Source organism: Treponema denticola (assembly GCF_024181405.1).
Lineage (GTDB): Bacteria > Spirochaetota > Spirochaetia > Treponematales > Treponemataceae > Treponema_B > Treponema_B denticola_D.
This window is the reverse complement of record NZ_CP051302.1, coordinates 2,451,025-2,462,976: the sequence shown is the minus strand read 5'-3', so window position 1 is coordinate 2,462,976 and position 11,952 is coordinate 2,451,025. Positions and strand designations below refer to the sequence as shown.

Genomic DNA, 11,952 nt, shown 5'->3' with positions numbered 1-11,952 from the left:
GTTTCCAACCATTGACAATAAAATTTTTTTATCTATAATGCGGATAATTGTTTAATAACAAAATGTAAAGTTAGAATAAAGAGGTCTTTATGAAACATAAATTAAAAATAAAACTTATTGTGTTTATTGTTATTATGATTATGACAACTGTAGGGTGTTCTTTTTTTGTGCATCCGGTTTCTGTTGCTGTAGAAGGAGATGAGGGTATAATCGTAAAGGAGCAAACTTTTAGGGTAAAGCCCGGTACAAAGTGGATTGCAGCTAAAAAAGAAGCTGAAAAATGTATACAGGTAAAATCCGGATACGAATTTGTTGAATGGAAGGGGTTGTTAAGAGGCTCAAGCGAATACACAGAAACCCTTAAAGATGATATGGAAATTAGAATTACTCCCGGTCATCTTGCAGCAGTTAAAGCTATTACTAAAAAAGAATGAGAGAAAAGACTTTAAATTTTAAAAATAATTTTTTTTCGATATTGCCTTTTAAACAGCTTTCGGTCTTGTTCTTTTTGGCCCTTGTGTCGGCCTTGGCTCCCTTTGTGAGTTTTTGGGCTCTTTCAAAAACAATCTATGCTCTTTCAACCATTTCCCAAGTTCAAAATGTTATTCTATACATAATTTTTATAGGGGCATTTTTAGTTACAAATGACAGTTTTGAAGCCATCCGCTGGACATATTCTACCTATATGGAAGGGAAAATCTTTTTGGAAATGAAAGAAAGACTTTTAGAAAAGGTTTCAAAATATGCGTACATAGACATCTTTGAAAATCCCGATTTTTTAAATCAACAACCCCGACGCAAAGTATCGTGGTTGTTGTTCTCATAAGGTGTTTGCAATCGGATTTAATACCCTTTATTACGACGCAGAGCGTCGGAGTATTAAATCCTCCGCACGAATAAGCTAAGACTGGCCGATCAGCTCATTCCCAAATTTAACAGTTTTTTTAATTCTCTTGCTATGCTTTTTTCGGGTGTGCTGGGTTCTTTGCCTTTTTTATGGATTGGAATTACGACAGCTTGGTGGGTGCCCCTTGCTCTGATAGCGGGTTTTTTACCGAGTTTAATTATAAAATGGAATCTTGAAGAAAGGCTATGGGCCTTGGAAATTCAAAACGGAGAATCCTACAAGGAGTCCGCCGTTCATGAGCACATTCTTTTGGATTCTGCCTTTGCAAAAGAAATACGTCTGTGGAATGCCGCTTCATTTATTCTAAAAAGATGGAAGAAGAATAGATATAATCTTTTAAGGGAAACTTCCTGGCTTAGAAATAAAAGCATGGGAATGACCCTTTTAGCCCATATTTTTGAGGGGCTTGTGGATTGTGCTGTGATTGAATACTTATATATGCTTGTGAGCCGAAACACCTTAACAACGGGAGCTTTTGTTTTTGCGGTTACGGCGGTTATTCAGCTACGGCAAAATGCCTTTACCGTGCTTTTATTCGGTGTCGATCTTAAAAGCGATTTTAACAGGTTAAAGCCTTATTTTGATGTTATAAACTACGATGAAACTATAATCGAAAAGAGCCAGCCTTATGATGAGAAAATAAAGCCTCCCCCGACAGCACAAAATGCTATAGTTTTAAAATCTCTTTCATTTTCTTATCCTAAATGTGAAAAAAAGGCTCTTAAAGATATAAACCTTGAAATTAAAAAAGGAGAAAAAATAGCCCTTGTCGGAGCAAACGGTTCCGGTAAATCTACTTTGATTAAAATCATAAGCGGAATGTATCCCGATTTTGAAGGTACCTATTTTTTTAATGGGAAAAATTCAAAAGAGATTGCGGTTAATGATTTAAGAAGGTCTTTTGCGGCCGTTTACCAAGATTTTGCCCGATTTCCTATGACATTTGAAGAAAATGCAGCAATTTCCGAAATTGCCGAGCAGTTTAATGATGAGCCGAATTCTTTTAAAACTGAAAAAGAAGAGTTTAAGATAGATGCCTTTAAATTTGAAGAGCTTTGTAAGTGTTTTCCGATAGCAAACTCTATGTTAGAACCTAAAACCCTGCTTACCAGACAGTTTGAAGGAGGGCTTGATTTATCGGGAGGCCAATGGCAGAGGCTTGCCATAATGCGTTGTGCTTGGGCGGATAGGGAAATAATTCTTTTGGACGAACCTACCTCGGCTCTTGATCCCGATTCCGAGCACGAGGTTCTTGAAGCTATGATTGAACTTATGAAAGGAAAAACGGCGATAGTCGTTACACACAGGCTAGCCCTTTGCCGCAGTGTCGATAGAATAATCGTAGTTGAAGACGGCTCAATCGCCGAAACCGGCACTCACACCGAGCTTATAAACAAAAACTGCCGCTATACCGAAATGTTTAAAAAACAAAGTGCTCGTTATAAATAAAAAAGCCCTCGAAATCGAGGGCTTTTTTTTGAGTGATTTTTTAGCGGGCGTATTCTACGATACGTGTTTCGCGTATAAGGGTTACGCGGATTCTTCCGGGGTACTGCAAATCGTTTTCGATTTTTTTTGCAATGTCCCGGGCCAAAATCTTGGTATCGGCATCGGAAATCTTCTCGTTGTTGATAACAACCCGTAATTCCCTTCCGGCTTGAATTGCGTAAGCTTTTTCAACTCCGTTAAAGCCTTCAGCCAGCTGTTCAAGGTTTTCAAGCCGCTTAACATAGTTATCCATAGTTTCGCGTCTTGCACCAGGTCTTGCAGCCGAAATTGCATCTGCAATCTGTACGATTACCGATTCAATGCAGGTAGGCTCTATATCGTTGTGGTGAGCACCTACGGCATTGACAACCCTCGGATCTTCATTGATCCTCTTTGCAAGCTCCATTCCTATTTCGGCATGGTTTTTATCGGAATCGGTTTCTGCTCCCTTTCCGATATCATGCAGTAGGGCACCGCGTTTTGCGATTTCGACATTTGCACCGATTTCGCTTGCAATCATTCCTGCGATTATGGCTACTTCTTTAGAATGCTGAAGCACATTTTGCCCATAGCTTGTTCTAAAATAAAGCCTTCCCAAGGCTCTTACGCCTTCTTGGTTCATATTATGGATGCCGAGATCGAATAGAACTCTTTCTCCTTCTTCATAAACCTTTTGCGAAATTTCTCTGGTTACCTTTTGTACAATTTCTTCAATACGAGCCGGGTGAATTCGGCCGTCAAGAATCAATCTTTCCAAGGCAACCCTTGCAATTTCTTTGCGTACAGGGTCGAAACAAGATACTACAACAGCCTCAGGGGTATCGTCGATGATTATGTCTACACCGGTAAGAGTTTCCAAGGCTCGGATATTGCGGCCTTCGCGGCCGATAATCCTTCCTTTCATCTCATCGCTGGGCAAGCTGACCGTTGAGACAGTAATGTCGCTGGCCGTTTCCGTTGCAAGACGTTGAATCGTCGTAATCAGAATATCTTGTGCCTTTTTTTCTGCCGTCAGCTGAGCTTCTTGTTCTATCTTATTTATGATAGTAACCGCATCATGCTTTGCTTCAGTTTCCAAGTCACGGATAATCAAATCCTTTGCCTGCTGCTGGGTCAAACCGGAAATTCTTTCCAATTCTTCCCTGTATCTTTCTTCTTCACCGCTTAAAATTTCAGTCCGCTCATCAAGTGCGGCTTCTCTCTTGACAAGCTCTTTTTCTTGTTTTTCTACAGATTCGACACGTTTATCGAGGAGTTCCTCTTTTTGTGTCAATCTGCGTTCAAAACGCTGGAGATCGCTCCTGCGTTCCCTATTTTCCCGTTCCTGCTGTTTTTGTTCCCGAATCAGCTGCTCTTTTGCTTCAAGAAGGAATTCCTTCTTTTGAGCTTCAGCATCTTTTATTGCCTCCTGTAAAATCCGTTCTGCACGTTGTTCAGAAGCAGATAGTTGAAATCTGGCATAAAGCCAGCGAATCGTCCATCCAAGAATTATACAGACAGCAGGAAGGATGACATACAAAATCCAATTCATCGGTATGCTCCTAAAAAGTGTACTACTGTCCAGTCTCATAATACAGGCAATTGAAAAAAAAGTCAATAAAATGTTGAAAATAAGTTATAAAAAATTTTTATCGTACGTTGCATGACAACAGAGTATTAAACCCTCTGCACGAATAAATCGATTTTCCGGCTTGCCCTATATTTTAGAATTTTGTATATTGTAACTATCGGGAAAAATGATTTTTTCTAATCTAAATTATAAGGAGATGATTATGGCAGTATTGGAAATTACAAGTGCTAACATTGATGAAACCTTAAAAACAGATAAGCCTGTATTAATTGATTTTTGGGCTCCATGGTGTCCTTCATGTGTTCAGCTGACTCCGGAATTGGAAGCAGCAGAAGCGGAGATAGGAGATAAGGCTGTTATTACAAAGTCAAATGTAGATAACGCACGTGATTTAGCTCAAAGATACAAGTTTATGGCTATCCCTACTTTAATTCTTTTAAAAGACGGAAAAGAGGTGGATAGGCACACAGGCTATATGCCGAAAAAAGACCTTGTAGACTTTGTTTCAAAGCATATCTAAAAGAAAAGGCGGGAAGCTTTAAAAGCCCCCGCCTTTTTTCTTTTTAATCGGTTTAAAGAGAATCTCTAAAACCGAATATTTTTAAATATAGTCGGCCTTATGGAGTACATCCCTTGCCTTGGGTAAGTCTTCTCCGCTTACCATGATTACGGGGCCGGTACAACCCATTCCCGTTTCGGCGTAGATGCCTTCCTTCCAAAGAGCCTTGCAGGCATCTTCGATTTCGATAACATCGATTCCGGGAATACCGGCATCAACGGTTTTCTTAGGCGGAGCCTTTACCTCTTCGGCAGCAGCTGCTGCAACGGGCTTTGCTCCGGGCATATCTTCCAAAAGCTCATCCAAGCCGGCCTTTTTAGCGGCCTTAAGTTCTTCTGCATAGATGCCGTGAACATTGTTCTTTGCGCAGTCGGCAACGAATTTTAAGGCATTGGCTATGGCCGGAGCTCCCGATGCTCTCGAAATAATTCCGACAACATCATCATAGCCCGAACCGATACAGGGGCCATAACCGAAGCCTGAGCCTTCATAGCTTCCGCCCGTTACAAAGGAAGAAAAGAGCTTAATCAGCAAGTTTCCCGTGAGGGTATCGCAAACCATTACATCGGGAGTTCCCTGCAAGAGGTCGTTTCCTCTCATGCGGACACCTCCGTCTGCACGGTTCGATTCGGTGTAGTTTACCTTGTAGCCTTTTTCCTTCATTTTGTTTAGAGCTTTTTCGATAACGGCGATACCGTCAATGTTTAAAAGACCTACGGTGGGTTCGGCTATTCCTGAAGCTTTGGCAACGGCAATACCGCCGATAGCATTTAAAAGCATGGCCTTGTAGCGGTTTGCATCGGTTGTTCCCGTGGTAGTGGCAAGAATCATCTCGCGGCCCTTTCCGGGGGTTACAACCTTTCCTACGGTGCTTACGCCCAAGGGGAAGTTATAGTGCATGGTTACACAAGCCTTAATTGTTCCTTCTTTAAAAAGGCGTTCCATTTCTTTATGAGCATCTTCGAGAGTTGCTGCAGGGAAATGCTTTAAGCCTTTTGCTTCCGGTCCTCCGATGAGGATTACATCCAGATCGGGATTTCTTTTTGCGGCAAGCTCTGCGGCATAAACAAGTTCCGCTTCGCCGTGCTCGCTTCCCGGAATGGTTAAACCGACGGGGAATCGGCCGGCAAAGGAACCGCCCTCAAGCCCTTCGGCAAGTCCTAAAAATAAATCAGCAATTTGTTTTTTATCTGCCATATTCTTATCTCCTTAGTTTTGGGATTTGAGAATATTTTCGGCTACGTTTCTCATTGCTTCGGCAACAATCTTCTTTATTCCGGCTGTGTCCTGACCGGCAGATGCGGAGCCTTTTCCGTCATTGGCTTCAATTAAGAAGCTTAAGCCGTCGAAGAGGTTTGTAAGACGGCCGAGGAATAAACTTCCCTTTCCGATTATCATTGTATTTTTAAGTTTTCCTGCCATCATATCGCGGCGTGCATGTCCGATAAAGGGAACGCCTGAAGGGATATGTCCCTGAGTGGGAGCAAAGCCGACAACTCCGTGTTTTTTTACGAATTCGGCAATTTGAGTTTTTTCAAGCTGGCCTTTCATAACGCTTAGAGCGGCAATCATCTTTACGTTTGCTTCGGGTACGTTACCTGCACCTGCGGGAGCGGTGATTTCGTGGTTTTGAAGCTCTGCCGAGTATTTTTCGATGTCGGTCATCTTTAAACCGGCTGCATTAAGAGGATCGTAAACCAATACGCTCATAACGGCCTGAGGGGCAGAACCGGAAGAGATTACGTGTTTTCCTACAACTTCGGTATTGATAACGGGGTTTACTCCGTCGTCTGCACTTAGCATAACGGCAAAGCCACCGATCATATCTTCAAAGAGGGGAAGGTCTTTTTTTACATGGTCTTTTCCGTTCATACCGAGCTTGGGTACAGAACCTCCCGAAACGACCAATACGTTTTTAAAGATACCGGCTGCTACAAGGGCTGCTCCGTGGATAATTGCATGAACAGGAGCTGCACAGAAGCCTCGAACGTCTGAACCTGTTGCGTTTACACAGCCCGATTTTTCTCCGACTGCCTTTGCAATGTTTCCGCCGCCTCTCTGGTTAATATCGCCTGCAGCTTCTTCAGAACATTCGATGATGTATTCGACATCCTTCATATCGATGCCTTCGAGGTTTCCCATGTGCCATGCGGAAAGAATACCGGAAGCCTTTGTGGCGAGGTTTTCAAGCATGGTGTGGGCACTTAAGTTTTCGTCCGTATCGTGAGCCTGCTTTACACAACCGATGAGTTTTCCCTGTTCGTAAAGCCCTTCTGCTGTGTGGGCATCAACCATTTTTTGGATTTCTGCCATGTCATGGCCTTCACCGAGCTTAATGTCTTGGGTTTTCATCATCGGGTGATTTTCGATGAGTTTTGCAGCTTGGGCCGTGAATTCTTTTGAGAAATAAACGAGCTCAAAAACGTCGGCATGTTTCATCAAAATATAGAACTCGGCCTGAGTCATAATTTCGCCGAATTTACCCTTTCTTTCGGCCTTTTTTGCATCCTTGTACCAAGGTTCGGGAAGTTTTTCCAAGTCTTCGGGAGTCATATTTCCGATATAAACTTGGTTAGGCGGATAGTTTACTGCCTCTTCAAAGCTGCGTAAGTGAGAGGGTATTGCCTTTAAATATTCATCCTCAGGGTTTGCAAGCCTTGTGCCTGTTTGAGTTGAACCGTTGTGAAAAAGAAGATCGGGAGCATGAACTAAGATGTAGCTTGCTCCTTTTATAGCGACTTTTGCCATAATGCCTCCAAAAAATTTATATAAAATTTAAAATGCTTTGCCAATTAATAATGATGGCATTTTTATTCTATATTAAATTCATTTATTATTCAAGGGTCTATATATTATAGAATTTAAACGCAAAGGATTCATAAGTTCAATTTATAATTACCCATTGCCAATTTTCCCTATACCATCCCCGCTTTTTCAAAATGCTTTTTTAATATCCGCATAGAAAGCCACGCTCCCGCGAAACTTGTTATAACCGTCAATGCAACCATTGAACTATAAACCGGCCATGAAAAAAATTGTAAATATTGTGCCAAGGCTTCATCGGTTAAGTGAAGGATTTCCTGCCTTTGGATCAGATATTCTCCATGCGAAAGATACATAGGCAGGGTGAACAAGGCTGTCTGCAATGTGGAGCCCAGCACATAAGGCAATATGATTGCTTTTTTATCTTTGTACTTCATCATTGATGCAAGAGTCTCCGCAATGAACCAGCCGATAATTGAAAGACCGACACCGACTCCGTTTGCCGCCATAAATCCAGGTAAAACGATAATTATCCCCATAATAAAAAAGACGCCCGTTTTTCTTACCTTTGATGCCGCCAGCATAAATGTTATCGATACAAAAAACAGCGTAATCGGGATATTGGCTATCGTTCCGAAAAGCGTTAATGCAGCGAGTGCTCCCGTAATAAAGAAAATTAATAGTGCAACCGCAGCGAAGATTCCGATAAAAATAAAATCCCGTGCATTCAATTTGTTTGTCTTTGTTTCCATGACATTCTCCTTAAAAAATATTACTAAACTGTAAGTACGATACCGCACCCACAGCAATAGCCGTACATAATCCGTATACAAAATCCGTTTTTGTAAATTTGAGCGGATAGATATTTGTTCTGTTTTTATAATTTTCAATTCCTCTCAGCAAAACTGATGTGGAAAGTTCTTCAGCTATGCGAAGACTTCTAAATAAAATCGGAACAATTATAAGTTCCAAAGAACGAATGGGATGCATTAAAAACCGTAAGCCTGAAATAGAAATACCTCTTATTTTTAAACTGTCTTTTAAACAGCCGTAATCTTCTTTTAAGGACGGAAGATACCTAAATACAACGATTAAGGGAATTGCTATTATGTTTGGAAATTTCATCGTCTGCATAGCCGATATAATAGAGGGCATGGAAGTTTTCTTTTTCAAGAATATAATCATCATAACCGCAATAACGAATTTTTGAATAAAATAACTTAAAGATACAATCATGAGAGCAATTGTCGAATTCGGAATATAATGAATATAAAACATCGACACGGCAATGATACTATACATTCCGCTATATAAAGCGGATTCACGATAAGAGCGTACATCCCATAAATAGAAATTACAAATAATAAGTAAAACATGTGAGGGGAGAGGCTTATTGACGGCAAGACCGAACGAGATAAAAATAAATACAATGCCGAGTACCGTTCTCGTATCCGCTTTTCTTTTTGTATTCACTTCACATTTCCTCTTTTTTACTTAAAAGCTCCCAGAGCATTTTCTTGGTATCATTATTTAAATTGAAATCAGCGTAAACCATTCCGCTTTTTAAATAAATAATTCTGTTGCAGACAGACAGTAAAAATTCATAATCGTGCGATATTACAAATATAAGCCTACCTGCATTTGCCGCAGTGAGAATACTTTTAGAAACCAAATCCATAGAATGTTTATCCAAACCGCTTGTCGGTTCATCCAAAAAAAGTATCTTACAGTTATTGCAAAAAGCCGCTGCAATGGTGAGCCTTTGTTTTTGACCTCTTGAGAGGGCAAGCGGATGCCGTTCTTTTAAATCAAGAATTTCAAAATCCGATAAAACGGTTTCTTTTTCCGTACCGCTCAAACCGCCGCCTTTTTTTCCTATATCCAATTCATCCTCTACGGTATTACCGAAAAGTTGAAAGTCGGAGTCCTGCATGACAAAATACATACTTCCCGCCCTTTTCTTATAGCTCCGCTTTTCTCCTTTAATTAAAACGCTTCCGCTTTTTTCTTTTAATAAACCTATACACAATTTAGCGAGAGTTGTTTTACCCGCTCCGTTTTCACCGATAATGCCGATAACTTCTTTTTCATAAGCTCTTATCGATATGTCTTTAAGCACATCCGTTTTTTCCTGTTTTGAATGTGAATATGAAATGTTTTTTATTTCAAACAATGGGGTAGTTTTATCGACAATACTTTTAGAATGAACCGTATCGAGATTTTCCAAATATATGGGTCGAATATTTTTATTGTTTTTTTGCAGCTCAAAAAATTCGTCTTTTGAGAATTCTCCCGTAATTCTTCCCTTATCCATAACGAGCATACGGCTGCATAAGGCCGAAAGATAAAATAATCGATGCTCCAAAACGATAATAGTTTTCCCTTCTTCTTTTAAGCTCCGTAATATGTTTTCCAAATCAAAGATGGAATGAATATCCAGATTAGCTGTAGGCTCATCGAACAAAAAAATGTCAGGCGACATCGCATAGCATGACGCGATAGCCAGTTTTTGTTTTTCACCGCTTGAAAGTTTAAAGATACTCTTCTCTTTTAGATGATTTATTCCAAGCAGTTTCAAACTGTTGTCTACCCTTTTCAGTATTTCTTCCCTGTTCAAAAGCATATTGCTGCAGCCGAATGCCGCTTCACTAAAAGGATCGGTCATAAAAAACTGACTTCGCGGGTCTTGGAATACACAGCCTACCATGCAGCCTATTTGTGAAAGCTCCATAGTGCGTATATCTTTTCCGTTTAGACAAGCCTCTCCCGTTAAAACTCCGTCATAGAAATGCGAGATAAGGCCGTTGATAACAGAGCCGAGTGTGCTCTTCCCGCTTCCGCTTTTTCCGGTAATGACAACAAATTCTCCTTTTTTTATTTCGAGGTTTATATTGTCGAGAATGAGAAGACCTGTCCTTGTTTTATACGAAATATCTTTTAGCGAGAGCACATTCCGCTCCCGTATTGTGCTTTCCAAAGCCGCGCATAGTAAGCGTCCTTTTCCAAAAGTTCATCGTGTTTTCCTTTTTCGATAAGATTGCCTTTTTGAAACACAAGGATTTGATCTGCCTTTTGAATAGTCCTTAAATGATGAGCGATCACTATGACCGTTCTGTTTTTTGCAAGTTCTGTAATGGCATCCTGTATTAAAGACTCATTTACGGGATCGACATTACTGGTCATCTCGTCGAGGATTAAAATCGGAGCATCTTTTAAAAAGGCGCGTGCAATGGAAATCCGCTGTCTTTGTCCGCCGGATAAGAGTCCTCCGTTTTCTCCAATATCCGTTTCATAGCTTTTCGGCAAGCTCATAATAAAATCGTGAATCTTTGCCTTTTTTGCGGCCTCGATGATTTCTTCTTTTGTTGCTCCTTTTTTTCCTACTCGGATATTTTCCTCGATGGTGTTATCGAAAAGCTGCACATTTTGCATAACAATACTGATACGATCCAAAAGTTCATCGTAGGGAATATCCCGAATATCGGTACCGCCGAGTGTAATACTTCCGCCTTGCACATCGTAAAACCGCAACAGCAAATTCGTAACCGTCGTCTTACCGCTTCCCGATTCTCCTACAAGCGCTGTCATCGTTTTTTCCGGAACGGAAAAAGTTATTCCATTCATTTTGAATTCATCTTCTTCATAAGAAAACTCTACATCTTTAAAAACAATATCGTTTTGTGCAGGAGTAACTCCGTCCGTTTTATCGGCTATTACCTTGGCATGAAGAATTTTTCCCAAGCGGTGATAGCTATCTACGGCAGACACATAATACATATAGTGTGTTTCCATCGCTGCAAAAGGTTTATAAAATTCTTTTGAAATGACTGCGATAATCATAAAGCTGAGCACATCCATACTTCCACATAACGCAGCAAGACCGGAATAAATGAAAAGAATAAAATACCCTGCATCGATTAAAAACGAAAAGAGCGAAAGCTGTCTTGCCTTAAACCGGGAAGCAGCCTTACTTGTTTCTCCGAATTTTTTTGTCTTTTCAAAAAGTTCATTATCCAAACTTTTATTATGCGAAAAACTTTTGAGCACCGGAATACCGCGTACATATTCAACAAATAAACTCACCATATCGGCAAGGGCGGAATTATTGTTATGTTCCGTTTTTTGTGCTCCCTTAATTGTGTAAAAAAGGTAGGCAAGTGAAAGCGGAATCGACGCGGCCATCACAAGGGCTGCACTAAGGTTGATAAAGCAAAGACCTATAAATACCGCAAGAGCGATGAGAAAATCACCGAACATCCGCGGCCACATATGACCGACCACCATAGACATATTGTCCACATCTTTATGAAGAATCGTATTTAATTCTCCCAGCCGTTCATTCGTATAAAATCCCAAACTAAACAGCTTTAATTTTACAATCATCCGCTCCCGTATTTGCTGCACTACATCAAAGCCGGCTCCGTGTTTTTTTAAGTCGGCAATCATATTGCAAAGTCCCTTAAAAACGACCAAACCTATCAGCGTTGCAAAAGCCCCGTAGAGTCCCTGCACATCAGTCCCGGCAGCAATCTTAAACAAAATCGAAAACACCGTAAGTAACATCCCCACGGAACTCAACCCGTACAAGGTAAAAAACAGGGAAGAAATACATACATCGATTTTTCCCCGCTTACTCAAAAATGCAAATAATTCTTTATACATAAA

Annotated in this window: 9 protein-coding genes and 2 pseudogenes; 4 read left to right on the top strand and 7 right to left on the bottom strand. The window is 40.6% G+C overall.

Annotation, left to right across the window (positions count from 1 at the left end):
- Window positions 1-89: 89 nt before the first annotated feature.
- From HGJ18_RS11480 to HGJ18_RS11470, 3 genes and pseudogenes are all read left to right on the top strand, one after another.
- Entirely contained in the window at window positions 90-434 is a 345-nt protein-coding gene (locus HGJ18_RS11480; RefSeq protein ID WP_253696625.1) for a hypothetical protein, read from the top strand.
- Window positions 431-781, top strand: a pseudogene (locus HGJ18_RS11475) (ABC transporter ATP-binding protein); the annotation flags it as partial. The gene HGJ18_RS11480 and the pseudogene HGJ18_RS11475, both read left to right, overlap by 4 nt.
- Before the next feature lie 114 nt (window positions 782-895).
- Window positions 896-2,356, top strand: a pseudogene (locus tag HGJ18_RS11470) (ABC transporter ATP-binding protein); the annotation flags it as partial.
- A 40-nt stretch (window positions 2,357-2,396) separates the two neighbouring features.
- Here the strand turns inward: HGJ18_RS11470 and rny are convergent.
- A complete protein-coding gene (gene rny / locus HGJ18_RS11465; RefSeq protein ID WP_002666457.1) occupies window positions 2,397-3,926 on the bottom strand; it encodes a ribonuclease Y in 1,530 nt (509 codons plus the stop codon).
- Window positions 3,927-4,161: 235 nt separating this feature from the next.
- Between rny and trxA the strand changes: the two genes are divergently transcribed.
- Window positions 4,162-4,485 carry a thioredoxin gene (gene trxA / locus HGJ18_RS11460; protein ID WP_253698336.1) on the top strand — a complete coding sequence of 108 codons (324 nt, stop codon included), beginning with the start codon at window positions 4,162-4,164 and terminating at the stop codon, window positions 4,483-4,485.
- 81 nt (window positions 4,486-4,566) lie between these two features.
- Here the strand turns inward: trxA and grdD are convergent, their stop codons facing one another.
- From grdD to HGJ18_RS11430, 6 genes are all read right to left on the bottom strand, one after another.
- Window positions 4,567-5,721 carry a glycine/sarcosine/betaine reductase complex component C subunit alpha gene (grdD, locus tag HGJ18_RS11455; protein ID WP_253696623.1) on the bottom strand — a complete coding sequence of 385 codons (1,155 nt, stop codon included), beginning with the start codon at window positions 5,719-5,721 and terminating at the stop codon, window positions 4,567-4,569.
- Window positions 5,722-5,733: 12 nt separating this feature from the next.
- Window positions 5,734-7,272, bottom strand: coding sequence for a glycine/sarcosine/betaine reductase complex component C subunit beta (gene grdC / locus HGJ18_RS11450; protein ID WP_253696621.1), 1,539 nt, complete (start codon window positions 7,270-7,272; stop codon window positions 5,734-5,736).
- 167 nt (window positions 7,273-7,439) lie between these two features.
- Window positions 7,440-8,039, bottom strand: a complete 600-nt coding sequence (locus HGJ18_RS11445) for an MptD family putative ECF transporter S component (RefSeq protein ID WP_253696620.1) — start codon at window positions 8,037-8,039, stop codon at window positions 7,440-7,442.
- Window positions 8,040-8,049: 10 nt separating this feature from the next.
- Window positions 8,050-8,760 (bottom strand): energy-coupling factor transporter transmembrane component T family protein, encoded by a 711-nt coding sequence (locus tag HGJ18_RS11440; RefSeq protein WP_253696618.1) that lies wholly within the window; start codon window positions 8,758-8,760, stop codon window positions 8,050-8,052.
- A gap of 1 nt (window position 8,761) precedes the next feature.
- Window positions 8,762-10,237: an ABC transporter ATP-binding protein gene (locus HGJ18_RS11435; protein ID WP_253696616.1), complete on the bottom strand. Its 1,476-nt coding sequence runs from the start codon at window positions 10,235-10,237 to the stop codon at window positions 8,762-8,764.
- Window positions 10,225-11,949 (bottom strand): ABC transporter ATP-binding protein, encoded by a 1,725-nt coding sequence (locus tag HGJ18_RS11430; protein WP_253696615.1) that lies wholly within the window; start codon window positions 11,947-11,949, stop codon window positions 10,225-10,227. The genes HGJ18_RS11435 and HGJ18_RS11430 overlap by 13 nt, the downstream gene beginning before the upstream one ends.
- Window positions 11,950-11,952 lie beyond the last annotated feature (3 nt).

Bases quoted from the DNA above. Each gene is read 5' to 3' on its own strand.
- HGJ18_RS11480 (WP_253696625.1), top strand. From the start codon at position 90: ATGAAACATAAATTAAAAATAAAACTTATTGTGTTTATTGTTATTATG.
- rny (WP_002666457.1), bottom strand. From the start codon at position 3,926: ATGAATTGGATTTTGTATGTCATCCTTCCTGCTGTCTGTATAATTCTT.
- trxA (WP_253698336.1), top strand. From the start codon at position 4,162: ATGATTATGGCAGTATTGGAAATTACAAGTGCTAACATTGATGAAACC.
- grdD (WP_253696623.1), bottom strand. From the start codon at position 5,721: ATGGCAGATAAAAAACAAATTGCTGATTTATTTTTAGGACTTGCCGAA.
- grdC (WP_253696621.1), bottom strand. From the start codon at position 7,272: ATGGCAAAAGTCGCTATAAAAGGAGCAAGCTACATCTTAGTTCATGCT.
- HGJ18_RS11445 (WP_253696620.1), bottom strand. From the start codon at position 8,039: ATGGAAACAAAGACAAACAAATTGAATGCACGGGATTTTATTTTTATC.
- HGJ18_RS11430 (WP_253696615.1), bottom strand. From the start codon at position 11,949: ATGTATAAAGAATTATTTGCATTTTTGAGTAAGCGGGGAAAAATCGAT.